22 protein-coding genes and 1 riboswitch are annotated in these 26022 nt (G+C 53.4%); of the genes, 19 read left to right on the top strand and 3 right to left on the bottom strand.

Going from position 1 to position 26022, the window contains the following annotated elements; translation table 11 throughout:
• Positions 1-69: 69 nt before the first annotated feature.
• Both KNP80_RS07925 and KNP80_RS07920 read left to right on the top strand, forming a co-directional pair.
• Positions 70-900, top strand: a complete 831-nt coding sequence (locus tag KNP80_RS07925; RefSeq protein ID WP_214832116.1) for a DegV family protein — start codon at positions 70-72, stop codon at positions 898-900.
• A 129-nt stretch (positions 901-1029) separates the two neighbouring features.
• The gene (locus KNP80_RS07920; RefSeq protein WP_214832115.1) at positions 1030-2712 is read left to right on the top strand and encodes a GGDEF domain-containing protein; all 1683 of its coding nucleotides are present in this window, start codon (positions 1030-1032) and stop codon (positions 2710-2712) included.
• Positions 2713-3054: 342 nt separating this feature from the next.
• Here the strand turns inward: KNP80_RS07920 and KNP80_RS07915 are convergent, their stop codons facing one another.
• Positions 3055-3696 (bottom strand): homing endonuclease associated repeat-containing protein, encoded by a 642-nt coding sequence (locus KNP80_RS07915; protein WP_235045171.1) that lies wholly within the window; start codon positions 3694-3696, stop codon positions 3055-3057.
• 453 nt (positions 3697-4149) lie between these two features.
• Here KNP80_RS07915 and KNP80_RS07910 point away from each other — a divergent pair, with 453 nt between their 5' ends.
• The 7 genes from KNP80_RS07910 to KNP80_RS07880 all read left to right on the top strand — a co-directional run bounded on the left by KNP80_RS07910 (position 4150) and on the right by KNP80_RS07880 (position 12001).
• The gene (locus KNP80_RS07910) at positions 4150-4962 is read left to right on the top strand and encodes an undecaprenyl-diphosphate phosphatase (protein ID WP_214832114.1); all 813 of its coding nucleotides are present in this window, start codon (positions 4150-4152) and stop codon (positions 4960-4962) included.
• A gap of 94 nt (positions 4963-5056) precedes the next feature.
• Positions 5057-5199, top strand: a riboswitch (FMN riboswitch).
• Between the two features lie 152 nt (positions 5200-5351).
• Entirely contained in the window at positions 5352-6431 is a 1080-nt protein-coding gene (gene ribD / locus KNP80_RS07905) for a bifunctional diaminohydroxyphosphoribosylaminopyrimidine deaminase/5-amino-6-(5-phosphoribosylamino)uracil reductase RibD (protein ID WP_214718027.1), read from the top strand.
• Entirely contained in the window at positions 6412-7053 is a 642-nt protein-coding gene (gene ribE / locus KNP80_RS07900) for a riboflavin synthase (protein WP_214832113.1), read from the top strand. Before ribD ends, ribE begins: the two co-directional genes overlap by 20 nt.
• Entirely contained in the window at positions 7053-8237 is a 1185-nt protein-coding gene (gene ribB, locus KNP80_RS07895) for a 3,4-dihydroxy-2-butanone-4-phosphate synthase (RefSeq protein WP_214832111.1), read from the top strand. Before ribE ends, ribB begins: the two co-directional genes overlap by 1 nt.
• Entirely contained in the window at positions 8234-8698 is a 465-nt protein-coding gene (gene ribH / locus KNP80_RS07890) for a 6,7-dimethyl-8-ribityllumazine synthase (protein ID WP_285800934.1), read from the top strand. Before ribB ends, ribH begins: the two co-directional genes overlap by 4 nt.
• Before the next feature lie 308 nt (positions 8699-9006).
• The gene (locus KNP80_RS07885) at positions 9007-10914 is read left to right on the top strand and encodes a GAF domain-containing hybrid sensor histidine kinase/response regulator (protein ID WP_214832109.1); all 1908 of its coding nucleotides are present in this window, start codon (positions 9007-9009) and stop codon (positions 10912-10914) included.
• Complete coding sequence (locus tag KNP80_RS07880) at positions 10907-12001, top strand: HD-GYP domain-containing protein (protein WP_214832107.1); 1095 nt, start codon at positions 10907-10909, stop codon at positions 11999-12001. Before KNP80_RS07885 ends, KNP80_RS07880 begins: the two co-directional genes overlap by 8 nt.
• Positions 12002-12086: 85 nt before the next feature.
• Here the strand turns inward: KNP80_RS07880 and pruA are convergent, their stop codons facing one another.
• Positions 12087-13631 carry an L-glutamate gamma-semialdehyde dehydrogenase gene (gene pruA / locus KNP80_RS07875; protein ID WP_021066482.1) on the bottom strand — a complete coding sequence of 515 codons (1545 nt, stop codon included), beginning with the start codon at positions 13629-13631 and terminating at the stop codon, positions 12087-12089.
• Between the two features lie 171 nt (positions 13632-13802).
• Between pruA and KNP80_RS07870 the strand changes: the two genes are divergently transcribed.
• The 3 genes from KNP80_RS07870 (at position 13803) to KNP80_RS07860 (ending at position 16672) form a co-directional block, all read left to right on the top strand.
• Entirely contained in the window at positions 13803-14618 is an 816-nt protein-coding gene (locus KNP80_RS07870; RefSeq protein WP_214751651.1) for a nuclear transport factor 2 family protein, read from the top strand.
• Positions 14619-14630: 12 nt separating this feature from the next.
• Positions 14631-15068, top strand: a complete 438-nt coding sequence (bcp, locus tag KNP80_RS07865) for a thioredoxin-dependent thiol peroxidase (protein ID WP_214718011.1) — start codon at positions 14631-14633, stop codon at positions 15066-15068.
• 230 nt (positions 15069-15298) lie between these two features.
• Complete coding sequence (locus tag KNP80_RS07860; RefSeq protein WP_214718009.1) at positions 15299-16672, top strand: alanine/glycine:cation symporter family protein; 1374 nt, start codon at positions 15299-15301, stop codon at positions 16670-16672.
• 39 nt (positions 16673-16711) lie between these two features.
• Here the strand turns inward: KNP80_RS07860 and KNP80_RS07855 are convergent, their stop codons facing one another.
• Complete coding sequence (locus KNP80_RS07855; RefSeq protein WP_214832105.1) at positions 16712-18415, bottom strand: methyl-accepting chemotaxis protein; 1704 nt, start codon at positions 18413-18415, stop codon at positions 16712-16714.
• Between the two features lie 217 nt (positions 18416-18632).
• On the opposite strand from KNP80_RS07855, the gene gatC reads away from it, so the two are divergent.
• The 7 genes from gatC to KNP80_RS07820 all read left to right on the top strand — a co-directional run bounded on the left by gatC (position 18633) and on the right by KNP80_RS07820 (position 25932).
• Positions 18633-18923, top strand: a complete 291-nt coding sequence (gatC, locus tag KNP80_RS07850; RefSeq protein WP_021066487.1) for an Asp-tRNA(Asn)/Glu-tRNA(Gln) amidotransferase subunit GatC — start codon at positions 18633-18635, stop codon at positions 18921-18923.
• Between the two features lie 11 nt (positions 18924-18934).
• Positions 18935-20377, top strand: a complete 1443-nt coding sequence (gene gatA / locus KNP80_RS07845) for an Asp-tRNA(Asn)/Glu-tRNA(Gln) amidotransferase subunit GatA (RefSeq protein WP_029594953.1) — start codon at positions 18935-18937, stop codon at positions 20375-20377.
• A gap of 12 nt (positions 20378-20389) precedes the next feature.
• On the top strand, positions 20390-21820 hold the full coding sequence (gene gatB / locus KNP80_RS07840; protein WP_214718001.1) for an Asp-tRNA(Asn)/Glu-tRNA(Gln) amidotransferase subunit GatB: 1431 nt from the start codon (positions 20390-20392) through the stop codon (positions 21818-21820).
• A 61-nt stretch (positions 21821-21881) separates the two neighbouring features.
• Positions 21882-22883, top strand: a complete 1002-nt coding sequence (locus tag KNP80_RS07835; RefSeq protein WP_021066490.1) for a diacylglycerol kinase — start codon at positions 21882-21884, stop codon at positions 22881-22883.
• Positions 22884-22979: 96 nt separating this feature from the next.
• Complete coding sequence (rlmD, locus tag KNP80_RS07830; RefSeq protein WP_214832104.1) at positions 22980-24341, top strand: 23S rRNA (uracil(1939)-C(5))-methyltransferase RlmD; 1362 nt, start codon at positions 22980-22982, stop codon at positions 24339-24341.
• A 13-nt stretch (positions 24342-24354) separates the two neighbouring features.
• Positions 24355-24900: a hypothetical protein gene (locus KNP80_RS07825; protein WP_214832103.1), complete on the top strand. Its 546-nt coding sequence runs from the start codon at positions 24355-24357 to the stop codon at positions 24898-24900.
• A gap of 24 nt (positions 24901-24924) precedes the next feature.
• A complete protein-coding gene (locus tag KNP80_RS07820) occupies positions 24925-25932 on the top strand; it encodes a tRNA dihydrouridine synthase (RefSeq protein WP_214832102.1) in 1008 nt (335 codons plus the stop codon).
• Positions 25933-26022 lie beyond the last annotated feature (90 nt).

Here is a 26022-nt window from a genome sequence, read left to right as displayed (position 1 = left end):
GTGAAACCGCTTCACCTGTGATAAAATAATATTACCAGGTACTAATTTTGATTGAAGGAGAGCCTTAACATGAAAATTGCTTATATCACGGACAGCACCGTCGTCCTTCCAGATTCGATTCAGCACCACCCGGATATTCACATCGTCCCGCTCTACGTCGTCAAAGGTGATCAACCGTATAAAGATGGGGTCGAGGTCGATGCCAAGACCGTTTACGAATGGATTGATGCGGGCGAGCGCGTCTCGACGAGCCAACCGGCCATTGGCGACTTCGTCACATTGTATGAAGGAATTAAAGACCAATATGACATGGGCATCGCCGTCCACTTGTCATCCGACTTGAGCGGCACGTATTCGGCATCGGTCCAAGGTGCAGAGATCGCTGAGTTCAAATTGCTCGCGATTGACTCGCGGGCCGGGATCTATACGATGGGACTTATGCTCGAAGAGTTGATTGAACGGGTCGAACGCGGTGACGCGCTCGAGGACGTCGAAGCGAATATGAAACAACGTGTCGAGGATGTCCGCATCGAGTTGATTTTGCAAAACTTGACGCAGATGCAAAAGGGCGGACGTATCTCGAAGTCGAAAGCGCTCATCGGCAACATGTTGCAGTTGAAACCGGTGCTCCGCTTCGAAGACGGGCTCATCGTCCCGTATCAGACGGTTCGAACCTACAAAAAGGCGCAGGCGCAACTGTTCGAAGCGCTCCGTCAAGCCATCGATTCGGGCAAGTGCACGGACGTCTCGATCTTCCACGGGAATGTGCCCGAGCTGGCCGAGTCGTGGAAACGGGAACTCGGTGACAAAGCCAAGATTCGGGTCGATACGCTCGCACCGCTTCTCGGGGCGCACACAGGGTCGGGCTCGATCGGCATCTCATTTTTAAAAGCGAAGTGACCACAAGATTGTGACGAAAGTCGCGGTCTTTTTTTTTATTGTCAAAACTTTCAAACGACGGCTGGAATCTTCAACCAAGAACCTTCATACTGTGTAAGAATGATAACGGAAAAGGAAAGGGGGGAGACGATGCGATTTCGGAAGTACCTCGTCAGGAGCTGGTTCTCGTGGTCGATCGTCTTCATGGGGATTCTCGCCTATATGTGGCTCGGGATCGGGACGTTCGATTGGTCGTTGTTTTGGTTCATCTTTACACTCGGCGCCCTGTTCGTCATGAACCCGCTCAAGCGGCGGCACTTGCACTTCACGTTCCATGAGATGTTCGTCTTTATGACGTTCTTCTTGTACGGTCTGCTCCCGGCCCTGCTGATGGGGCAACTCTTGTTGCTAACGTTCCAGGCCCGGACGTTCACAAACAAAGTTGGACGGCGACGGTTTTTACATTTCTATCCGCTCAACACGTTGATTGAGGCGATGCTGCTCGTCTTTCCAGGTCTCGTCTATTTGCGTCTTGGCGGAGAGATTGGACCGAACGTCCATCTGCTCGAACAAGGTACGGCGTTACTCGGCTTCTTCGCCGTCTTGTTCCTCGTCCTAGGATTCAGCTTCCTCTTATCACGGTTCTTGATCGGTGAACGGATTCCTCTCCCGATCATGTGGCGTCTGCTCCGGTTCGACTGGCTCGTCATCTCGCTCGAGCTGTTGTTCACGATGGTCGCGATTGAGGCGTTCCAATTGTTCGGCTATACCGGCCTGATGGCGACGTTCCTCATCTTGTCGCTCCTCAAGATGGGTCTGTCCAAAGCGACCGAGACCGAGGAGACGCAATCGAAAATCGACCAAGTCGAACGTTTGAAAGAACAGCTCTACCGGGTCGATAACGAGCAACTGCTCATCGAGAAGTTTTGGAACGGGTTAAGGGAAGTCGTCGAACTCGAGCGCGGCTGGCTGCAAGTCAATCGAACCGGCGACCGCACGTTCTACGATGTCAGCGGACGAAAGTCGAAACCGATTGGCGACGCCTTTACGCTCGAACGGCATCGCGATGCGGAAGAACCATATTTCGTATACGATTCGCTCCATGAGTGGCATCCCGACCTGCAAGCGCACCAGACCGAGCTGCATCATTCAGCCCTCGTCATCCAGCCGGTGTCGAGCACAACGAACGCCGTCAGCTGCATGATTTCGACGACGGCGAACGGCGCATATGAAGAAGCGATTGCCGTCGAAATTCATCGTCTGTTGAAAACCTTGTCCTGGTCACTCGAACGGATTGACGAGCGGAACCGGCTCCAGCATGAGAGCCTGACCGACCCGATGACGGGGTTGCCGAACCAACGGGCGCTCAAGCGTTGGACGAAGGCGCGGTTGAACGATATCGCGTCGTATCCGTTGTCCGTGTTCTTGGTCGACTTGGATCACTTCAAGTCGATTAACGACACGTATGGTCATGCGTTCGGAGATGAAGTGCTCATCGAGGCCGGGGCGCTGTTCAGTCGTCTCGTCCGGAGCGGGGATCTCGTCACTCGTTACGGCGGCGAGGAGTTCGTCTTCGTCTTCCCGCGCATGAACGAGGCGGCCGCCCTCGTGACAGGGGAGAAGATTCGCCAAGCGCTTCGCGTCCATCCATTCGGCTCCGAAGGGATTCGGGTCCAAGTGACGGCGAGTATCGGCATCGAGACAATTCATGAGTATGAGGACCTCGATACGTTGTTACGCAATGCCGACCGGGCCATGTACGTCGGTGCGAAATTCAACGGCCGGGACCGTGTCGCCCATTATCGCGACACGTCGACGGAACGGATTCAATGATAAAAAGGAGAATCTCAATCATCGAGATTCTCCTTTACTTCTGTTCCGCCATGACTAGACTCGAACAGACATGAAGCTTAACCAGTTTCTATCATTTGAGATTTGTCTGTAACGCAGGTGATATGTGTTCGGATTTGCTAACCAAGGCCGGCGCCCGAACTCCTAGGGGAGAGCGATGCAAGGGTGACCCCGTAAAGCGCGGCACGCGCTGCGGAGGCATCCGCAGCGCCCCAGGAACGGAGGGTGCCGGCTGAGGTGGAAATCCTCTATACTCAAGCAATCAATTGTTATCACAATAAAGGAGGACACCGGATACCCGGCGTCCTCCTTATGAATGAAAGATTATAATTTCTGATTGAAAATTTCTGACTCGACCGCGTGAATCGCAGCTGACCATGAACCGTAGCGATGAAGAATCGCTTTTGTGGATGGTTTGTTGTTCCGTTTTGCCCATTCGCGATACGCTTCGAATGAAAGAGAGAAACCCATCTCGTGAATCGCTTCACGGAGTGCGGTGGAGAGCTCGGATTTCGAGTACGTCACACTCGCTTCAAGTCCGGCTTCGGCGCAGGCGTCATGCCACGAACCGAACGTCTTGACGATATGGTAATGGCTTGGTGCCTTCGGATGAAGTTTGCGCCATTCCTGATACTTTTTGAGCGTGATAATCGATCCCATGTCGCGTGAGTAGAGGGCGAGTGTCTCAATGATATCTTCACGCGTGTACTTTGGCATCTTGTCCGGGAGATCGACAGTCGCCTCGCCGTGCCATTCGTAGCCGGCGATGGCAAGCGCCTCGGCCCATGACCCGAATTGTCGGATAATCGACTCGGGAGACGGCCAGCTTTGTTCCATCGCGAAGCGACGATATACAGAGCGTCGTGGACGTTCCTTCAACAAGTCGCCGAGCAGCCGAATGCAGTGAATCATCCTCTGCTGTTCGGTGGACAAGTGGTGGGATTTAGTGGATAACGTTTGACTCAATGATGGTTCCTCCTTCCATGGACTCATATCTGAACCGATAAAGATGACGAAGTTGCTTCTACAATCATACTATCGGCCAGTTTTTATAATTTATAAGTGCATTGCTCAAGTTTTTTTAAACTGATTTTATGAACTGTTAGGTCTAAAGTCCTGTTAGCACTTTGAAAAAATGGTAACAGTTCTATTACAAATTTAATATTAAATGGATTCAATTGTAAACAAAAAGTTTTATCGTGGCTAATATGTAATAATCTGTACGAAAAAAGTACCCAACTGGCCAATGGGGTCATCACCGTCGCGCCAGTTGAGTACTCTTCTATAATAAATTTAATTTTCAGACTAATCAAATGAAAGTTTTGAAAATAACGATTTTTTTTGAAAGGGTGGTCAGTGAAACGGACGGTCTGCTAAAATAATGGAATTGATGTAAAAAAGAAAAGAGGATAATACGATATGACAATATGGTTATTTTATCTGCTGCTCGGCTTGATTCAAGGGTTCACCGAGCCGATTCCAATCTCATCGAGCGGTCACTTGGTCATCTTCCAAGAGCTGTTTGATATTCAATTACCAGGACTCTCGTTCGAGATTTTCGTGAACTTTGCTTCATTACTCGCTGTTTTGACGATTTATCGGCAGGATGTCATCCGTCTCATCGTCAGTCTGTGGACGTTCTTGTTTAAAAAGGACCGCAGTGACGAGACGATGGTCGACGTCAAGTTCATTGGTCTCTTGCTCGTCGCCACGGTCCCAGCCGGTGTGCTCGGCGTCCTGTTCGGCGATTGGATTGGCGAGAAGCTCAGTGGCGTCGCCACGGTCGGTTATACGCTCATCTTGACCGGGGTCGCGCTCTGGTTCATCCGGAATATGCGAGGGAATAAAGGAGACAGCGGCATCACGCTCCGCGACGCCATCTTGATCGGTCTCGCCCAAGCGGTCGCGCTCATCCCAGGCATCAGCCGTTCCGGGGCGACAATCGTCATGGCGATGTTGCTCGGCATCAAGCAAGAGTCGGCGCTTCGTTTCTCGTTCTTCCTTTTCATCCCGATCAGTCTCGGGGTGACGATTTTAGATGGACCGGAGTTGTTCACGAATCCAGAGACACGTGATTTGTTCGGACCGCTCATCTTGGCGTTCATCGCCTCGTATGCGCTCACGGCCATCTCGCTCAAGTGGTTCCAACACATCATGGCGAAAGGCGAGCTCAAATACTTCTCGTTATATTGCTGGATTGTCGGACTCCTCGTCGTTTTATTCTTGGCTTGATTTACAGGGCGCTGCTCATACGAGCGGCGCTTTTTTTGCGCATTTCGTTTTGCCATCCATTTATTTTTGCGCTAAAGTGGAAACGTACAAACAAATATTCCTTCGGGGTCGGGTGAAAGTCCCAACCGGCGGTGATGGGCGCGAGCCTTAAGTCCGTGACCCGGGCGCACGTGTGCGAACGGTGGATCTAGTGCGATTCTAGAGCCGACAGTATAGTCTGGATGGGAGAAGGAAACATGACAGGTCCATGCGACCTGTAGTTCGTCGTACGTTTTTCTGTAAAGAAAACGCTTATTTGGCTTGCCCAAATGACGATGAACGGCTCCCACCGAGACCTTGAGGATCATTCCTTGAGGTCTTTTTGTTTGTACGAAACAAGGAGGGAGATTATGCAACAGTACATGCAACAAGCCATCCAATTGGCCAAATCCGCCTCATCGACCGGCGTCAATCCGCGTGTCGGAGCCGTCATCGTCAAGGACGGTCGGGTCGTCGGGTTCGGCGCCCACTTGAAGGCGGGGGAAGCGCACGCCGAAGTGCACGCCATCCGCATGGCCGGGGCCGCGGCCTATGGCGCGACGATGTACGTCACGCTCGAACCGTGCTCGCATCATGGCAAGACACCGCCGTGTGCCGATTTAGTCGTGGAGTCGGGCATCAAGCGGATCGTCATCGCGATGAGCGATCCGAACCCGCTCGTGGCGGGACAGGGCATCGCTCGATTGAAAGCGGCCGGGATTGAAGTCGAGGTCGGACTGCTCGAGCGTGAGGCACGAGCGCTCAATGTGGCGTTCTTGCGTTCGCTCGAGACGAGACGGCCTTACGTCGTCTTGAAGACCGCGACGAGTCTTGACGGCAAAGTCGCCCTCGATACTGGTGACAGCAAGTGGGTGACCGGGACCGAAGCGAGACGGGACGTCCATGAACTGCGGTCGACGGTCGATGCGATCTTGACCGGTGTCGGCACCGTGCTCGCCGATGATCCGGCGCTCACCGTCCGGCTCGACCGCGAGACGACGCAACCGCTCCGGGTCGTGCTCGACCGGGAGTTGCGGACGCCGCTCTCGAGTCAGCTCGTCCGGACGGCGAACGATGTGCCGGTATTGCTCTACACGACGTCTGACGATGTATCGAAACGGGACGCGTTTATCGAGCGTGGCGTCGAACTCGCGGCGTACACGTCGCTCGACGCTTTCCTGCAAGACGTCTACGCACGCGGCATCGGTCGCCTGCTCGTCGAAGCGGGACCGACGCTCGTCACCTCGCTCTTGGACGGACAGTTCGTCGACGAGTGGGTCATGTATCAGTCGCCACGCGTGTTCGGTGGCAAGGGTGGTTTCTACCGCTCGCATCATGACGGTCCGCTCGATGTGATCGAGCGGTATGACGTGCAATCGGTCGAGACGGTCGGCACCGACATCAAGCTCATCATGCGAAAGGAGGAGTCCGATGTTCACGGGAATCGTTGAAGAAATCGGCAGTGTGAAAGCAGTGAAACGGAACGGGCCATCCCTCCGGCTCACGCTTGCCGGGAAGGTCGTGCTTGAGGATGTGAAACTCGGTGACAGCATCTCTGTCAACGGTATCTGTCTCACGGTGACGACGTTCGACCGTGACAGTTTCTCGGTCGACGTCATGCCGGAGACGCTCAAGGCGTCGAGTCTCGACGGGGTCCGCCCCGGCACGAGCGTCAACTTGGAGCGGGCCATGCCCGCGAACGGACGCTTCGGCGGTCACTTCGTCTCGGGTCACGTCGACGGCGTCGGGCGCATCGTCAAAAAACGGTCGCTCGCGAACGCCGTCTATGTCGACATCAGCTGTGAGCCATCGCTCCTCCGCTATATCGTCCCGAAAGGTTCGATTTCGGTCGACGGGACGAGCTTGACGGTGTTTGACGTGACGGAACGCGGATTCACGTTGTCGCTCATCCCGCACACGTACAGTGAGACGGTGCTCGGGATGAAGCAGGCCGGGGACGCGGTCAATTTGGAATGTGACATGTTGGCTAAATATATGGAAAAACTCGTAAGTCAAAAACCGATGACGCTTGAATCGCTCGCGTCACAAGGATATGGGAAGGCGGGATGGTAATGTTCCATACAATCAAAGAAGCAGTCGAAGACTTGAAGAAGGGACGCCCCATCATCGTTGTCGATGACGAGGACCGGGAGAACGAAGGGGACTTCGTCGTGCTCGCGGACAAAATGACAGCAGAGACGATGAACTTCCTCATCACGGAAGGGAAAGGGCTTGTCTGCGCTTCTCTCGCCGAGGAAGTGGCCGTCCGGCTCGACTTGCAGCCGATGGTCACGAACAGTACCGACCCGCACGGCACGGCATTTACGGTCAGTGTCGACCACGTCGATTCGACGACGGGCATCTCGGCGGGCGAACGGGCCCATACGGTGCGCGAACTCGCGAACATCAACGCCCGTCCGGCCGATTTCCAACGTCCGGGACATATCTTCCCGCTCATCGCCAAAAAAGGCGGCGTCTCGGTCCGGCGCGGACATACGGAAGCGTCGGTCGATTTGGCGCGCCTCGCCGGCAGTGAACCGGTCGCCGTCATCTGTGAGATTATCCGCCCGGACGGCGAGATGGCCCGGGTGCCGGACCTTGAACGCGTCGCGGAAGCGCATGATTTAAAATTCATCACGATTGAGGCGCTCGTCCGTTATATGGAGACGGACCTCGTCGAACGAGAGGCGGATGTATCGCTCCCCTCGGTGAAAGGGGACTTCCGATTGATTGGTTATCGGAACGTCCTCGATCGGGAAGAACACGTCGCGCTCGTCAAAGGTGAGCTCGAATACGCACCGCTCGTCCGGATTCATTCCGAATGTCTGACCGGCGACGTGTTCGGCTCGTATCGTTGCGACTGCGGGCCGCAACTCGATACCGCGATGGCGAAAGTGGAGGCCGAAGGCGGTGTCATCTTGTATATGCGTCAAGAAGGGCGCGGCATCGGTCTGCTCAACAAGTTGAAGGCGTACGAGTTACAGGAACAAGGGCTTGATACGGTCGAGGCGAACGTTGCCCTCGGTCTGCACGCTGATTTACGCGATTATCGGGTCAGCGCAGCCATGTTGCGTGACCTCGGCATCACGAACGTCCGGCTCATGACGAACAACCCAGAAAAAGTCGACGCCTTGGAAGCGTGCGGCCTCACGGTCATCGAACGGGTCCCGATTCTTGTCGGCGCCCATGCCGCGAACGAGCAGTATAGATTGACGAAACAACAAAAAATGAACCACTTTGGAGGAGAAGAATCATGATGCATACAATCGAAGGAAACTTGGTCGGAAAAGGCTTGAAAGTCGGAATCGTCGTCGGAAGGTTCAATGATCTCATCACGATGCGTTTGCTCGACGGGGCGAAGGATGCGTTGAAGCGCCACGGCGTCGAACAAGACGACGTTGAACTCGCGTTCGTCCCGGGAGCGTTCGAACTTCCGCTCGTCGCGAAGAAGATGGCGATGAGCAAGAAGTATGACGCCGTCATCACACTCGGTGCCGTCATCCGCGGCGCGACACCACACTTCGACTACGTCTGCAGCGAAGCAGCGAAAGGTGTCGCCCAGGCGAGTTACCAGTCAGAAGTACCGGTCATTTTCGGCGTCTTGACGACAGAGACGATTGAGCAAGCAATCGAGCGGGCCGGAACGAAAGCTGGGAACAAAGGCTGGGAAGCGGCAACGGCGGCCATCGAGATGGCGAACTTAATGAAACAATTTTAAAAAAGAACGACTGTCGCTCCTCAGGCTGTTGAAGAACCAAGTCGCATATCGCAATTTGGTTCTTCTTTTTTATGTGTGTGAAGGGATTGAGGAGCTCTGTCTGACATTAACTGAAAGAAATGCTATGGAGACGGTCGTGTCAGGATGATAGATTGGCGCTTCCCGTCATTTGCCCGCAATCGAACGTGAAGCGAAGTCTGTGAAACTCGTTTTTAGTTATTTATACCCAGTTTAAAATAGTTAAAAAGACTCAAAATCTCTGTTGGATAACCGATACTTATATATATGAGAATGATGGAGGGGTTTGGATGAGGCACGTCATTACGGCACTGGAAAATGAGTTGCGGAAGCAAGAAGAATTGCATCATTTAGTGTCTTTGTTACTCAATCGTTTTTTAACTACATCGTTGGACGATTTCTCGGAGCGGGTGAATCATTCTTTGGAAGAACTAGGGCGTTACTTTCAAGCGGATCGGGTGTATGTATTTGATTATGATTTCGAAAAGAAACTTTGTCACAATACATTTGAGTGGTGTGCACCAGGCGTCTCGTCCGAGTTGGATAATTTACAGAACGTCCCGTTAGATGCGCTTCCTGAATGGGTGAATACCCATATGAAAGGCGAATCGATGTACATTCCTCAAGTCGAAGCATTACCCGTTGAAAGTGGGATCCGACAAATTCTCGAGCCTCAACAGGTTCAAAGTCTTCTCGCGGTTCCGATGATGAGCGGGAATTACTGTCATGGCTTCGTTGGATTCGATTCTGTCATGCAAGAACGAACGTATTCGAAACATGAACAAAACGTACTAAAAGATTTTAGCAATGCACTTCTCGGGGCAGTCGAACGTCACCGGGTTGAAGCGCAACGTGAAATGATTCACCAGCAATTGATTGTCGCGAAGCAAGAAGCGGAACGGGCCAACATTGCCAAAAGTGAATTTCTCTCCAATATGAGCCATGAAATTCGAACCCCGTTAAATGTGATTCTTGGATTTTCCCATTTACTCAAACAAGAAGGATTAGATCAAAAAAATAAACGACGTGTCGAAGACATTCTCCAAAATGGCGAACATTTACTGATGCTCATTAATGAAATTTTAGATATGTCAAAAATCGAATCGGGATATGTACAGATCGTGAAACAAACCATCTCACTTCCTGTCATGATCGAGGATCTTTATCGTATGTTCGAAATGATGGCGTATCAAAAAGGTATCGAGCTATTGGTTGAAGTGGACCAATGTGTTCCAAATCAAATCGGGAGTGACCCGACGAAAGTGAAACAAATCTTAATCAATCTCATTCATAATGCGTTGAAGTTTACGGACCGAGGAAGGATCCGAATCAAGGTCTCGGCTTCCGCCAGTCAACTTTGTTTCATCATCACAGATACCGGTCGGGGAATCGAAGGGCAAGAACTGGAGCTACTGTTCGAACCGTTCTATCAAAAAAAGTATACCGACCAACAGCAGGGCACCGGTTTAGGGCTTCCAATCAGCAAGCAATACGCTACATTGCTTGGAGGCGATCTTCAAGTGGAGAGTAGCGTTGGACACGGTAGTCGGTTTACATTCACTCTCCCGCTCGAACAGAATGAGAGAGTGGAGACCGTCAATTCAGAGTCGGAGACATGGACGGACGTTCGATTTTCAAACATGCACGTCCTAGTCGTCGAGGATACGCCAGCCCAACAAGATATTTTACAAGAACTACTCGAAGCGGTTGGCTGCAAAGTCAGTTTGACTTCTTTAGGCAACGTTGCGCTCGAAAAAGTTCGAACAGAGCGCTACGATATGATCTTATTGGACGTTCGGTTGCCTGATCTAGATGGAATCGAAGTAGCTACTCGACTCAAATCGCATGCTAATTGTCCACCAATCATTATCATATCGGCCAACGCGTTCGACGAAGATCGCCAAAAAGCCTTTGCGTCAGGCGCAAGTGCGTTCATTTCGAAGCCATTTCATCCAAACCTATTGTTCGAGGTCATGCATCGGCACCGAAATACCATCATCGTGGATTCACAAGCGATGTTGTCCGACGTGTACACAGCCATTCAAGAAGGGGATGTGGAAACGATTGAACACTTGGTGAGCGATTACCGGATGGAGACACCTCATTTACAACCGATATGGGAAGCGATTGATCAATTTGATTACGAGCTCGCAAATCGTCTGCTTCATCAAGCGTTAAGGGGGGAAGCTGATGTGTGAAGCCAAAAAACGAATCGTGTTTGTAGTCGATGACACACCGGCCAATTTACGGCTGTTATACGACATTTTACATCAGGCCGATTACCACGTACGTGTTTACCCGAACGGTAAATTGATGTTACAGGCGATGGAGCGAGTGCAACCCGACTTGATTTTATTGGACATCATGATGCCTGATATGAACGGATATGAAGTCTGTGAGATTCTTCGGAGACGATATAATCCAAATATCCCTGTCATTTTTCTAAGTGCGCTGACCGAGTCGTATGATAAAGTGCGTGCTTTTGAAGTGGGAGGGCAAGATTACATTACGAAACCGATTCACCCAGAAGAAGTATTGCTACGTCTGAACGCTCAATTAAAACATGTGAATGAACGCGAACGATTCTCGTACAATCTAGAAGAAAAAGACAAACAGTTACACGAGTATCAGGAGGGGCTAGTCAAGACGTTACTCCGCTTATCTGGTTTGCGCGATAACGATACCGGTAATCATATTGAAAGAGTACAAGCGCTCGCGACAAGTTTGGCGGAGCTTCTTTTAACGGAATCGAGTGCACAAGTTAATCCAATGTTCGTCGAAGCGATTCGTCTGGCAGCACCGCTACATGACGTTGGAAAGATTTCCGTCCCGGATTCGATCTTGTTAAAACAAGGTAGGCTTACTGAAGAGGAATGGCAACTCATGAAAGAACATGTTCGAGTTGGGGGCGAAGTGCTTGGAGAGCTCCATCGGCAATTTCCGGAAAATCCCTTTACCCAGATGGCGATGGACATCGCGCTCTATCATCACGAGAGATGGGATGGGCAAGGTTATGTCCATGGTCTATCTGAAGAAGCAATTCCGCTTGCGGCGCGAATTGTAAGCATCGTCGATGTATATGATGCGTTACGAACTATGCGGCCATATAAACCCGCTTATTCACATGTAGAGACATTGAAAATCATGGGTCAAATGGAAGGTGCGTTCGATCCTCACTTGTTCAATCTGTTTTTGAATCACGATCTGCTTTTCTCCACTGTGTTTGATTCCATTTACGAGGCGGGGCAGGTAGAGCGTAACGCTCAGACTCCGTTTACCATTTGATTGAGGCAAGAAGCGCGACGGCTTCGTCCTTCATAGATCCCCTATTCCAGACAAAAGCCCGGCTCAGATGAGCCGGGCTTTTGGATTAGAACGTCTCAGACGTCGTTTTTGCTTGCATGTGGAGCTGGATATAATCCGGTCCGCCTGCTTTCGAGTCTGTCCCTGACATGTTGAACCCGCCGAACGGCTGATAGCCGACGATGGCGCCTGTGCAACCACGGTTGAAGTACAAGTTCCCAACGTGGAAGTTCTGACGCGCGTACTCTTGGTTCGAGCGGTCACGCGTGAGGACGGCACCCGTCAAACCGTATTCCGTGTTGTTGGCGATGTCAATCGCTTCTTTGAAGTCTTTCGCTTTCGTGAAGGCGACGATCGGTCCAAAGATTTCTTCTTGCATGAGGCGTGCTTTCGGTGCGACGTCAGCGACGACCGTCGGCTCGATGAAGTAACCTGTCGAGTCGTCAGCTTTACCGCCGGCAACGATTTTGCCTTCTTCTTTGGCGACGTCGAAGTACGACGTGATCTTCTTGAACGCGGCCGCATCGATGACCGGTCCCATGAAGTGTTCGTTTTGCTCCGTGTTGCCGACCGAGAGTTCGTTCGTCAATTCGACGACGCGATCAAGTACTGTGTCATAGACGCTGTCGACGATGACGGCGCGCGAACATGCCGAACATTTTTGACCAGAGAAGCCGAACGCCGATTTGACGATTGACTGGGCCGCGAGTTCGAGGTCCGCTGATTCGTCGACGACGATCGTATCTTTTCCGCCCATCTCTGCGATGACGCGTTTGAGCCAGATTTGGCCGTCGTTCAATTTCGAGGCACGCTCGTTGATGCGCAAGCCGACGTCACGTGAACCTGTGAAGCTGATGAAGCGAGTCTTTGGATGGTCGACGAGATAGTCACCGACTTCTGCGCCTGGTCCTGGGATGAAGTTGAGGACACCTTTCGGAAGACCTGCTTCTTCCATGACCTCGACGAATTTCGCAGCGACGATCGGTGTCGTCGATGCTGGTTTCAAGAGGATCGTGTTACCGGCAACGATGGCCGCAACGGCCGTCCCTGCCATGATTGCGAACGGGAAGTTCCAAGGGCTGATGACGATCCCAACCCCGAGTGGGATGTAGTCATAGCGGTTATATTCGCCCGGGCGGCTCTCGACTTTCTTGCCTGGTTTGAGCTCGAGCATTTGACGTGCATAGTACTCCATGAAATCGATGGCTTCCGCTGTATCCGCGTCCGCTTCGTTCCAAGGCTTGCCTGCCTCTTTGACGAGGTAAGCCGAGAACTCGTGCTTGCGCTTGCGGACGATGTTCGCCGCTTTGAACAAGACGTCGGCACGGACGGCCGGGTCGACATGGCGCCATGAGTCGAACGCTGTGAGTGCTTCTTGCATCGCACGCTCCGCGAGCTCTTGGTTCGCTTTCGAGACGTGACCGATGACTTCTTCTTTATTGGCCGGGTTGTAAGACGTGATTTTGCCTTCCGTCGTAACTTTCTCCCCACCGATTACGAGCGGATAGTCTTTTCCGAGCTCACCGTTGACTTTCTCGATCGCCGCTTGGATAGCTGCGGCGTTCTCTTTGTTTGTAAAGTCTGTGAATGGTTCATGTTTGTATGGAATCATTCTCGTTCCCCCTTAAAAGTGATCGTATATTGAAGCGCTTACGTCTGTATTGTATCGAAAAACCTAGTGAAATCCTAGTGAAACAATTTTCCAGAAAAGCGTGTCGTTTTCGCTCGAAATCGAGTCGTGGTAGGATGAGGGTACAGGACGACTTGCGAAGGGAATGATTGAATGTACAAGTGGATGATGCCGCTCGCGCTGACCGTATTGCTCGCGGGATGCGGGACGGCGGACGAAGCACCGACGGAACAGGCAGCCGAAGAGACGAAAGCGCCGCTCCCGGAAGAGGTCGAGACGTTGTATACGTCATACCAACAAGCGCTCGAAAGCGGGGATGCGGAAGCTCTCGCCGACATCGACTATGCGGGCGAATTGACCGACATTCCGGCGACTGGTGCTGAGATGCGTGATCTCACGCCGGGCGATATGTACGAGAGCTGGGTGAACGAGGACGGGGACGTCGCGTTCATCGTCCACGAGATGGAGGATGCGGACGGCAACGAACTGCCGAACCGACTGTCGAAAGTCGCCATCAAAGACGGTGAGGACTGGAAACTCGTCGTCACCCCGGCCCTCATCCCGGCCGATGTGATTGGGGAGGTCGGCGACATGTTGACCGGCATCGAGGCGAATGAGTATGGCGTGAACGCAGAGGCAAACGCGCGTCTCGCCGAAGTGCCGGAAGACGAGGCCGGCCCGATTTATGACCAAGTGAACGCCCAGACCGACTACGTCGCGCTCGAGGCCGACAATAACGTCTTCTTGCTCATGGCGGAGACGCTCACCGTGCCGGAGAATCAAGACACGATGGCCGACTACTTCGAGGCGTACCGGACGTGGTATACCGACAATGAGGCAGCACTTAAAAAGGCCGCTGCAACAGAAGACCCGGTCGAGTATCTCGAGTCGCTCGAACCGCTCAAACAAAAATTAGAACAAGCGATCGATGGGTATGACGAGAACCTCGTCGACCCGTCGTTCGGATAAGGAGGAAATCATATGTTAGCACCGACATTCACATTACCGAACCAAAACGGGGACATGGTCTCGCTCGAGGACTATCGTGGACAGAAAGTCGTTCTTTATTTCTATCCGAAGGACGCGACGCCGGGTTGTACGACCGAGGCGTGTGACTTCCGCGACGCGACACCGCGACTGAACGGGGCCGTCGTCATCGGTATCTCGGCTGACAGCCAGAAGAAGCACCAAAACTTTATCGCCAAACACGAGCTCCCGTTCGATTTGCTCGTTGATGATACGCATGAGGTGTCGGAACTATACGGCGTCTGGCAATTGAAAAAGAATTACGGGAAAGAGTACTACGGCATCGTCCGTTCGACGTTCCTCATCAACGAGGACGGCTATATCGAACAGGAATGGCGTAGTGTGAAAGTGAACGGGCACGTCGACGAGGTCGTCGCGGCGCTCACAAAATGAGGCAGGACGGCTTCCCTATGGGGGCCGTTTTTTTGTGCGTCTCGCATTACAAATTTATTTCAACTACTAAAATCGGAATCGAGGTGTTTCAATAGGTTAGAGAGGTATATTACGAAAGTATTACGCTGATATCAGATGTTTGGCTCATTTGGCAACTTGACGAAGTTGAGAATGTTCTGAAAAATATGAAGGAACGGTGAACATGAGATATACATAGGGGGCATAAGCGTATGCAGCAATTTGAATCATGGGTGACGAGTCTATCCAACCTCGTCTGGGGACCACATCTCCTCATTTTACTGATTGGGACGGGCGTCTATTTGACGTTCCGGCTCGGCTTCATCCAAGTGACGCGGCTCGGGTTCGGGTTGAAAGAAGCATTTCTCCCGAAACCGAAAACGGGAGCGGAAGCGGAAAAACAGAAAACGCAACGCGGGGACATCTCGCACTTCCAGGCGCTCATGACAGCGCTCGCGGCCACGGTCGGGACCGGGAACATGGTCGGTGTCGCGACGGCGGTCGTCCTGGGGGGACCGGGCGCCATCGTCTGGATGTGGCTTTCTGGTTTCATCGGGATGGCGACGAAGTACGCCGAGGCGATTCTCGCCGTCAAATATCGTGTCGTCGATGAGCGGGGCGAGATTGCCGGTGGACCGATGTATTACTTGGAGCACGGCTTAAAGAAGAAGTGGCTCGGTATGACGTTTGCCTTGTTCGCGGCGATCGCCGCGTTCGGTATCGGCAACGGCGTCCAGACGAACTCGATCAGTATGGCGCTCAACACGTCATTCGGGATTCCGATGCTCGTAACGGGCATCGTGCTCATGGTGCTGACAGGATTCGTCATCCTCGGTGGCGTCAAATCGATCGGCAAAGTCGTCGGCGTATTCGTGCCGGTCATGATTATCGGATATGTCGGCGGGGGTCTCGTCATTCTCGTCATGAACTTCGAGTTGATTCCGTCGGCATTCGCGACCATCTTCTCGAGCACGTTCAGCGCGGAAGCCATCGGCGGCGGGGCGCTCGGTGCCGCCATCCGTTATGGGGTCGCACGCGGCGTATTCTCGAACGAGGCCGGCCTCGGCTCGGCACCAATCGCAGCCGCTGCCGCGAAGACCGATTTCCCGGGACGGCAAGCGCTCGTCTCGATGACGCAAGTATTGATTGATACGCTCATCGTCTGTTCGATCACAGGCTTGACGATCGTCATGAGCGGTCAGTATACGAGCGGGCTGCAAGGCATCGAGTTGACGCAAGCGTCATTCGCATACTTCCTCGGTCCAATCGGGGAAATCATTGTCACGGTGTCACTTGTTTTCTTCGCCTTCTCGACGGTCATCGGTTGGTGTTACTACGGGGAGCGCTCGGTCTATTACTTGCTCGGTGAACGGTCGATCGTCCCGTATCGTGTCGTCTATATCCTCGTCGCCGGACTCGGCGCGATGACGACGAACTTGAATCTGATTTGGGCCATCTCGGACGTTTTCAACGGACTGATGGCGATTCCGAACTTGATTGGTCTCTTGTTCTTGTCGGGTGTCGTCGTCGCCGAGACGAAGCGTTTCGAGCTCGAACGGCAAAAAGAACTGCGGCAAGCCGCTTAACCAAAAGGAAGCATCCTCATGCGAGGACGCTTCCTTTTGTCATACTTTGAATTGACCGATCAACGCGTTCAACTCATCCATCTTCTGTTGGGATGCCTCGGTGGCGCGGTTCAACTCGCTGAAGCGGTCGACCGACATCGTCACTTTCTCGGCGATCTCCTGTGTGCCGAGCGCGCCGTTGTTAACCGTGACGGCCACATCTTGGATGACCCCGATCATATTCGACGTCAATTGCTCGAGTTCGACGGCGGCGACGGCGAACTCTGAGGCGGTCGCTTCGAACCGGCCGGCGTCTTCGCTATAATGCTCGGCCGCCTCTTCGAGCTGGTCGTAATCCTTCAACACGTTCGTATCGAGGAAATGGAGCATCTCGCTCGACGTGTCGTTCAAATGGTCGACGGAGTGGAGCACGGTCGTCGAGATGGCTTGAATCCGTTCGACGGTCGTCCGGCTCGTCTCGGCCAGTTTCCGAATCTCATCGGCGACGACGGCGAACCCGCGTCCCGCCTCACCGGCCCGAGCGGCTTCGATCGAAGCGTTCAACGACAAAAGGTTCGTCTGGGCGGCGATGTCTAAAATGTCGTTCGTGAGCGTCGCGATTTCCCGGACGGCTTTGGCGTCTTGCATTGCCTTCTCCAAATTGACACGTGTCGACGAGAGGACGTGGAGTGCTGATGCTTTCGCCTCGACGGCATGGTCGCGCAGGGCGACGGCGCGGGCATCGACTTGCTCGGCCTCGGCTTTGCGCTCGGCAGCCATCGTCACGATGTTGTGGAGCGTCCGTTCCATGTCAGAAGCCGACGCGTTCATCTCTTGGGCGCTCGCGGCTGTCTGTTGCATCCCGGCCGTCAAATCTTCGGTCGTGGCGGCCGTCGTCGTCATGTATGTGTCGAGCTCACGCAGTTCGTCATACATGCGTGCCGACTGTTCGGTCACCCCGTGAGACACACCGTTCACTTGTAAAATCAATTGCCGGAGATTGGCGAGGAACTGGTTGAAGTCGCGGGCGAGTCCCGAGAACTCGTCACGGCGCTTCACCGGGATAGCCGTCGTCAAGTCGCCTTGGCTCGTGGCCAGCTCCCGCATCTTCACTTTGAACTCTTTGAGCGGCTCGAAAATCGAGCGGAAGATGAACAGCATCATGAGCACCGTGAAGACGATTGCCGCGGCCATGATGATGATGAGCGTGAGCTGGACTTGCTCGAACAATGCCTGACCAGCTTCCGTGTCAGACCGAATCTCATCGCGGTTCAAGTTGACGAGCAGACCGAGCGTGTTCGAGAGGGCGTCGGCGGCCGGTGTCGCCGTATCCCGGATATAGGTGTCGGCCGCGGCTTGACCGTCCGCGTTCGAGATGCGGATGAGCTCCTCGATATTCGTTTTAAATGTCGTCCATTGATCTGTCGCTTGATCGAACAGCTCCTGATCGGCTTTCGTGATGATCGTCGACTCATAACCGCTCATCTGTTGCTCGAGAATCGTGATGCCCGTGTCGAGGTTCGTTTCGACATTTTGCTTCGTCACCTCGTCCTCAACCAAGGCGTGGCGCATCATCTGTTGACGAATCTCGAGCAGCTGTTTATCGACGAGATGGATTTGATCCATCCCTGGAACCCACGAGACGTTCATATCTTGCTGGGCGGCCTTGGACGCGTTCAACGCATAAAACGAGTAGCCGCTCACCCCGAGCAGCAACACGAGCAAGACGGTGAAGGCGACGATCAGTTTGTTACGAATTGACATAGGAATCCCCCTCGAAAAAATGATGCTTCCTCCTAAGCATAATGAGATTGGAGGGCGGACCGAATAGGGGTTTTGGGAAACGAGTCAATAGTGTGGGCGGATTCCCTAACTTTTCAAAAAATCGTTCCTCCTTGGAGAGATGGGATTTTCTTTTTTGTCTTATAAAAAAGTGGTATGATAATGGACGATGTATTGAAAACTGTTGGAGGTGGAACCTTTGGCTCGAATCACAGAAGCTGAAGTTCGGCACGTTGCCGGACTCGCCCGACTTGCGATCACAGAAGATGAAGTGACGCACTTCACGGAGCAATTGACAAAAATCCTCGAGTTCGCCGAGCAACTCGATGAACTCGATACGACGGGCGTCATTCCGACGACCCATGCCCTAGATTTGAAAAACGTACTACGCAAAGACGAGGTTCGTCCTTCACTTCCACGCGAGGAAGTCGAACGGATGGCACCTGATTGGGAGAACGGCCAAGTCCGTGTCCCAGCGGTCTTTGAATAAGGAGGCCCTTCATGAGTTTATTTGATCACGGTGTAGCCAAGCTGCATACGCTTATAAAAGAAGGCGAAGTCACGGTATCCGACCTCGTCAAAGAATCATTTGACCGCATCGAGGCGACCGACGAGAAAATCGGTGCCTTCTTGACGCTCAACGAAGACGCGTTCGAACAGGCGAAACGGATGGACGAGCTCGCTAAGACCTCGGACAACCCGCTCTTCGGTTTGCCGATCGGCGTCAAAGACAACATCGTCACGAAAGGGACACGCACGACGTGTGCCTCGAAGTTCCTCGAGAACTTCGTCCCGGCCCATGACGCGACGGTCGTCGAGCGTCTCCATGACGCCGGTGCCGTCACAATCGGGAAGTTGAACATGGACGAGTTCGCGATGGGTTCATCGAACGAGAACTCGGCGTTCAAAGTCGTCCGTAACCCGTGGGACCCGACGCGCGTACCAGGCGGTTCGTCAGGCGGTTCAGCGGCAACGGTCGCGGCCGGCCAAGTCCTGTTTAGCCTCGGCTCGGATACAGGTGGCTCGATTCGTCAACCGGCGGCCTATTGTGGCGTCGTCGGGATGAAACCGACGTACGGTCTCGTCTCACGTTACGGGCTCGTCGCATTCGCCTCGTCGCTCGACCAAATCGGTCCGCTCACACGTACGGTCGAAGATAACGCCTACTTGTTGAACGCGATTGCCGGTCATTGCGACATGGACTCGACGTCAGCAACGGTCGACCTTCCGGATTACACGAAATCTCTTCACGGCGACATCAAAGGCATGAAGCTCGCGCTTCCAAAAGAGTTCATGGCCGAAGGCGTGTCAGACGGTGTCCGCAAACAGATTGAAGAAGCGGTCGAGACGCTCAAGTCGCTAGGTGCGACGGTCGAGGAGGTCTCGCTTCCGACGGTGAAATATGCGCTCCCGACATACTACTTGCTCGCGTCATCAGAAGCGTCTTCGAACCTCGCCCGGTTTGACGGCATCCGTTACGGGCGCCGTGCCGAGGCTGATGCGCTCGAAGAAGTGTTCACGTATTCGCGCGAACAAGGTTTCGGGGAAGAAGTGAAACGCCGCATCATGCTCGGGACGTACGCACTCAGCTCGGGTTATTACGATGCGTTCTATAAGAAATCGCAACAGGTCCGCACGCTCATGAAGCAAGACTTCGCGAACGTGTTCGCCGACTACGATGCGATTATCGGACCGACTGCGCCGACGGTCGCGTTCAAACTCGGTGACCAGCTCGAAGATCCGCTCACGATGTATGCCAACGATATTATGACGATTCCGGTCAACTTGGCGGGTATCCCGGCCATCTCGGTACCGGCTGGCTTGTCAGAAGGCCTCCCGGTCGGTTTACAGATCATCGGGAACCATTTCAGTGAACCAACACTCTACCGCGTGGCCCATGCTTTTGAACAAGCAAACGGCGGTTTCAAGATGCCACAGCTCTAAGGAGGACGTACGATGAACTTTGAAACGATCATCGGGATCGAGGTGCACGCCGAGCTGAGCACGAAGTCGAAGATTTGGTGTGGCTGCTCGCGCACATACGGTGCCGAAACGAATACACAGACGTGTCCGATTTGTCTCGGACACCCGGGCGTCTTGCCTAAATTGAACGAAGAGGCGGTCAATCTCGCCATCAAGGCCGCGATGGCACTCAACTGCGAAATCGCGACCGACACGAAATTCGACCGCAAGAACTATTTCTATCCGGATACGCCGAAAGCGTATCAAATCTCGCAGTTCGACCAGCCAATCGGCTTCAACGGTCACGTCGACGTCGAAGTCGACGGTGAGATGAAGCGGTTCCGCATCGAACGCGTCCATCTCGAGGAAGATGCCGGGAAGATGAACCACACGGGCGAGAAACACTCGGTCGTCGACTTCAACCGGACTGGGTCACCCCTCATCGAGATCGTCAGTGAGGCTGACATGCGTTCACCGAAAGATGCTGTCGCGTACCTCGAGCGCTTGAAAGAAGTGCTCTCGTTCGCGGGCGTCTCGGACGTCAAGATGGAAGAAGGGTCGCTTCGTTGCGACTGTAACATCTCGGTCCGTCCGTTCGGTCAAGAGCCGTTCGGAACGAAGACGGAGCTCAAAAACTTGAACTCGTTCTCGAACGTCTTGAAGGCGCTCGAGTATGAGGAAGACCGTCACCGCAAATTGCTCATCACGGGCGGCATCATGCGTCAAGAGACGCTCCGTTTTGACGAGGCGGCGAAGAAGACGATTCTTATGCGTGTCAAAGAAGGAGCGGCCGATTACCGCTACTTCCCAGAGCCGGACCTCGTCCGTCTCGAAATCGATGAGGAATGGAAAGAACGCATCCGCGCCACGCTTCCGGAACTTCCGGTCGCACGTCGCGAACGTTATATGAATAACTATGGCCTGTCGGCGTATGACGCCAAGGCGCTCACGTCGACGCGGGAGTTCTCGGACTTCTTCGAAGCGACGACGGCAGCCGGTGCCGAACCGAAAGCGGCCGCGAACTGGCTCATGGGCGAAGTGCTCGGTCACTTGAACAAATCGGACGATACGATCGAGACGATGAAATTGACGCCGAGCTCGCTCGCGGAGTTGATTCGTTTGATTGGAGAAGGTACAATTTCTTCGAAGATTGCCAAACGCGTGTTCACAGCCATGATCGAAGAAGGCGCCGAGCCGAAGGCGTACGTCGAAGCGAACGGTCTCGCCCAAATCTCGGACGAGAACTTGCTCCGCGGCTACATCCTCGACTTGTTCGAAGCGCATCCGCAGATGATTGAAGACTTTAAGAACGGGAAAGACCGTGCCAAAGGCTTTATCATCGGGCAGATCATGAAGCAGACGAAAGGGATGGCGAACCCGGCACTCCTCGATGGCTTGTTCCACGAAGAGATTGCCAAACGCTAAACAAGCGGCGAGGCACTTGTGTCTCGCTTTTCGCTCGACTTGAGCATGGGGAGAGAACATTATGCAACGAAAACGCGCACGGGTCATCTATAACCCGACATCTGGAAAAGAAGTGATCAAACGGGAACTCCCGTACATTTTGAACCGCCTCGAAGATGCGGGTTATGAGACGTCGACGTACGCGACGAAAGCAATCGGCGACGCGACGCTCGAAGCCGTTCGAGCCGCGGAGGCCGAGTTCGACTTGATTATCGCGGCTGGTGGGGACGGGACGCTGAACGAGGTTATCTCGGGACTCGCCCCGCTCGACACGCGTCCGACGATCGGGCTCATCCCAGTCGGAACGACGAACGACTTTGCCCGAGCGATGCGGATTCCGCTCAACGTCGTCGGTGCCCTCGACGTCATCTGTGACGGATTCGAGATGCCGGTCGACCTCGGTGAGATTGAAGGGGAGACAGGGGATATCCACTACTTCATCAATATCGCCGGTGGCGGCATCATGACGGAGCTGTCGTACGAGGTGCCGTCGAAACTGAAGACGGCGCTCGGTCAGCTCGCCTATTACGTCAAAGGGATGGAGAAACTTCCACTCATCAAGCCGACGTATATCGAGCTCGAGCACGACGAGGGCACGTTCAGTGGCGAGGTCATGATTTTCCTCACGTCGAACTCGAACTCGGTCGGTGGCTTCGAGAAGATTTCACCACACGCCTCACTGAACGACGGACTGTTCGACTTGTTCATCTTGCGCAAGTGTAACTTGTTCGAGTTCATCCACGTCGTCCGTTTGTTGCTCCGTGGCGAGCACTTGTCGAGTCCGCTCGTCGAGCACGTCAAGACGGGACGCGTCAAGATGAAGACGACGACGGAACGGATGAGTCTCAATATCGACGGCGAATACGGCGGCGAATGCACGGGCGAGATGCGAAACTTGTTCCGTCACTTGACGGTGCTCGCACCGAACGCGCGCATCCGTGAGATGGAAGACTTGAACGCCCAGTATGAACGCGAACAGATGATCAAACAGCTGTTCAACGTGTCAAACGAGAAAGCAGAATGATTCGGCTCGGCGTGGCGCACACGCCGAGCTTTTCGTTCGCTTGGAACGGGTATGAACCAATACACACTATTTTTTGAATCGGGAAAGGAGAGACTCATGTTACCAGTCCAAAAAAATGACCGTCTCGACGTCCACATCCACGACCTCACGCATGAAGGCGCGGGCGTGGCACGCGTCGACGGTTATACGTTGTTCGTCCCGAACGCACTTCCGGGAGAGACCGTGGAAATCGTCGTGACGAAGACGAATAAACAGTACGGGTTCGCCCGCTTGCTCGATGTGAAAGAAGCGAGTGCGGACCGCGTCGAGCCACCGTGCCCGATTTTCTATCAGTGCGGGGGCTGTCAGCTCCAACACTTCAGTTACGACGGCCAGCTCCGTCAAAAACGGGACCGTGTCGTCGATGCGTTGAAGCGACTTGGCCAATTCGATGTGCCTGTCCACGAGACAATCGGCATGCCGGAACCATGGCGTTACCGCAACAAGGCACAAGTGCCGTTCAAAGACGAGGCCGGTCGCCTCGTCGCCGGTTTCTATCGTCCACGTTCGCACGATATCGTCGAGATGAAGGAATGTCTCATCCAAGACGAACGCAACGATGAGGCCGTCCAAGTCGTCCGTGACGTGCTCGCGGCGCACGGTGTGCCGGCGTACGATGAGAAGACCGGGCGCGGCGTCATCCGCCACGTCATGGCCCGTTACGGCTACCATTCGGGTGAATTGATGATCGTCCTGATCACGAAGACGACGAAAATAAAAGGCGTGAACGAGATTGTCGCCGACATCTTGAAACGTCTGCCGGACGTGACGTCGATCATGCAAAACATCAACCCGGACAAGACGAACGTCATCTTGGGTTCGACAAACAAATTGTTGTATGGCCATGAGACGATTGAGGACAAAATAGGTGGACTCACGTTCACGATTTCCCCGCACTCGTTCTTCCAAGTCAACCCGGTCCAGACGGAGAAGTTATACGGCAAGGCGCTCGAATACGCGCAACTCACCGGGACCGAACAAGTCGTCGACGCCTATTGCGGCATCGGGACGATCAGTCTGTTTCTCGCCCGGAAAGCGGCGCACGTGTATGGCGTCGAAGTCGTGCCGGAAGCGATTGAGGACGCGAAACAGAACGCGCTCGTCAATGAAATCGACAACGTGACGTACGCGTGCGGCGCGGCAGAAGATGTGTTGCCGCAGTGGAAGCAGGATGGCATCAATCCTGACGTCATCGTCGTCGACCCGCCGCGTAAAGGCTGTGCCGAGTCGTTCCTTGAGACGATGGTCGAGATGGCACCGAAGCGGATTGTTTACGTATCGTGTAACGTCGCGACGCAGGCACGCGATATGCGTTATCTCGCTGATCGCGGCTACCGACTCGTCGAAGTCACACCGGTTGACATGTTCCCGCATACGGCGCATGTGGAGACGGTGGCGTGGTTGGAGAAAAGTAGTTAAGGGGGACACTTATATGGCAGACAAAGGTGAGAATTTAGTTTCAGAATACTTTAGTCATTTAGGATTAGACGCTAGAAAAATTAGTGAGGAAGAAGTAAAAACACCGGACTTTGAAGTTTACAATAAAGATGGTAAACTCCTATTTTATGCTGAAGAAAAAACTATTGACGAAAGTGACTTCTTAAACGATGCAAAGTCAGGGGAAGTTATCTGTGTTCCTGATTCATCATTTAATACTTTGCAAAAAAAGTTTCGAACATCCGTACAGCAGTTTAGGAGTGTCAATGAACACCATCTTATACCAAATGTATTAGTGTTCGTGAATCAGAGTACGGATGTTAATTTTAATGATTTAATAATTGCTCTTACTGGAAAAGGTATTGATACAGATGGTGAATTCGTAGCCATTAGACCAGTTGGTAGAGTCAAAGCTGATCATCAATTTGTTGATTTATGTTTATGGTTTGATAAAGATGAACTAACAAACGGCGCTTACGTATCATGTCACACGCGACATACAGAATTCTTAGAAAATATTAATTTTGTCGAAATAGATTAGTTTTAAAGAAAGGAATAAAGTGTTATGAAAGAAAACTTCTGGCGCGACCTGCCGCGTCCATTCTTTATACTTGCCCCGATGGAAGACGTGACCGATGTCGTCTTCCGCCACGTCGTCGCCCATGCCGGACGCCCGGACGTGTTCTTCACCGAGTTCGCCAACTCGGACAGCTACTGTCATCCGGAAGGGAAAGGCAGCCTGCGTGGACGTTTGACGTTCACCGAGGACGAACAGCCGATGGTCGCCCACATTTGGGGTGACAACCCGGATTACTTCCGTGAGATGAGCATCGGCATGGCCGAGATGGGCTATAAAGGCCTCGACATCAATATGGGTTGCCCGGTCCCGAACGTGGCCAAGCGTGGGAAAGGGAGCGGACTCATCCTCCGTCCTGACGTCGCAGCCGAACTCATTCAAGCGGCGAAAGCGGGCGGCATCCCGGTCAGCGTCAAGACGCGTCTCGGTTTCGCGAAGCTCGACGAGTGGCGCGACTGGTTGACGCATCTCTTGAAGCAAGACATCGCCAACTTGTCGATTCACTTGCGGACACGCAACGAGATGAGTAAAGTCGATGCGCACTGGGAGATGATTCCGGATATCGTCAAACTGCGTGATGAGATTGCACCGGATACGCTCATCACGATCAACGGCGACATCCTTGACCGTCAAATGGGATTAGAACTCGTCGAGAAATATGGCGTCGACGGCGTCATGATTGGCCGTGGGATTTTCAAGAACCCGTTCGCGTTCGAGAAAGAGCCGCGTGAGCATTCGATGGAAGAGTACCTCGACTTGCTTCGTCTCCAACTCGATTTGCAAGACAAGTTCCAAGAAGAGGTGCCGCGTTCGATTTCGAACTTGCACCGCTTCTTCAAGATTTACGTGAAAGGGTTCCGCGGGGCGAGTGACCTCCGTGTGAAGCTCATGGACACGAAATCGACAGACGAAGTGCGGGCCCATCTTGACGCGTTCGTTGAGAATTATCATAAAGAAGAAGCGACGCTTGCCGAGGCGGCGTCGACAGTCGAATAAGGAATGATGGGATTCAGCAGATGCTGGGTCCCTTTCTTATGTGGCGATAGTGAATCGAAACTTTTGATCCACTTGGTTCGTAAGAAGGGA

Source organism: Exiguobacterium sp. E4787 (genome assembly GCF_018618375.1).
Taxonomy (GTDB): domain Bacteria; phylum Bacillota; class Bacilli; order Exiguobacteriales; family Exiguobacteriaceae; genus Exiguobacterium; species Exiguobacterium chiriqhucha.
The sequence above is the reverse complement of the archived record's forward strand: the minus strand, read 5'-3'. Positions and strand labels throughout refer to the sequence as shown.

Bases quoted from the DNA above. Each gene is read 5' to 3' on its own strand.
- KNP80_RS07860 (WP_214718009.1), top strand. From the start codon at position 15,299: ATGCAGCAATTTGAATCATGGGTGACGAGTCTATCCAACCTCGTCTGG.
- gatB (WP_214718001.1), top strand. From the start codon at position 20,390: ATGAACTTTGAAACGATCATCGGGATCGAGGTGCACGCCGAGCTGAGC.
- rlmD (WP_214832104.1), top strand. From the start codon at position 22,980: ATGTTACCAGTCCAAAAAAATGACCGTCTCGACGTCCACATCCACGAC.
- KNP80_RS07820 (WP_214832102.1), top strand. From the start codon at position 24,925: ATGAAAGAAAACTTCTGGCGCGACCTGCCGCGTCCATTCTTTATACTT.
- KNP80_RS07880 (WP_214832107.1), top strand. From the start codon at position 10,907: ATGTGTGAAGCCAAAAAACGAATCGTGTTTGTAGTCGATGACACACCG.
- pruA (WP_021066482.1), bottom strand. From the start codon at position 13,631: ATGATTCCATACAAACATGAACCATTCACAGACTTTACAAACAAAGAG.
- KNP80_RS07825 (WP_214832103.1), top strand. From the start codon at position 24,355: ATGGCAGACAAAGGTGAGAATTTAGTTTCAGAATACTTTAGTCATTTA.
- KNP80_RS07870 (WP_214751651.1), top strand. From the start codon at position 13,803: ATGTACAAGTGGATGATGCCGCTCGCGCTGACCGTATTGCTCGCGGGA.
- KNP80_RS07925 (WP_214832116.1), top strand. From the start codon at position 70: ATGAAAATTGCTTATATCACGGACAGCACCGTCGTCCTTCCAGATTCG.
- KNP80_RS07835 (WP_021066490.1), top strand. From the start codon at position 21,882: ATGCAACGAAAACGCGCACGGGTCATCTATAACCCGACATCTGGAAAA.
- KNP80_RS07855 (WP_214832105.1), bottom strand. From the start codon at position 18,415: ATGTCAATTCGTAACAAACTGATCGTCGCCTTCACCGTCTTGCTCGTG.
- ribH (WP_285800934.1), top strand. From the start codon at position 8,234: ATGATGCATACAATCGAAGGAAACTTGGTCGGAAAAGGCTTGAAAGTC.
- KNP80_RS07910 (WP_214832114.1), top strand. From the start codon at position 4,150: ATGACAATATGGTTATTTTATCTGCTGCTCGGCTTGATTCAAGGGTTC.
- gatA (WP_029594953.1), top strand. From the start codon at position 18,935: ATGAGTTTATTTGATCACGGTGTAGCCAAGCTGCATACGCTTATAAAA.
- KNP80_RS07885 (WP_214832109.1), top strand. From the start codon at position 9,007: ATGAGGCACGTCATTACGGCACTGGAAAATGAGTTGCGGAAGCAAGAA.
- ribE (WP_214832113.1), top strand. From the start codon at position 6,412: ATGTTCACGGGAATCGTTGAAGAAATCGGCAGTGTGAAAGCAGTGAAA.
- ribB (WP_214832111.1), top strand. From the start codon at position 7,053: ATGTTCCATACAATCAAAGAAGCAGTCGAAGACTTGAAGAAGGGACGC.
- bcp (WP_214718011.1), top strand. From the start codon at position 14,631: ATGTTAGCACCGACATTCACATTACCGAACCAAAACGGGGACATGGTC.
- KNP80_RS07920 (WP_214832115.1), top strand. From the start codon at position 1,030: ATGCGATTTCGGAAGTACCTCGTCAGGAGCTGGTTCTCGTGGTCGATC.
- ribD (WP_214718027.1), top strand. From the start codon at position 5,352: ATGCAACAGTACATGCAACAAGCCATCCAATTGGCCAAATCCGCCTCA.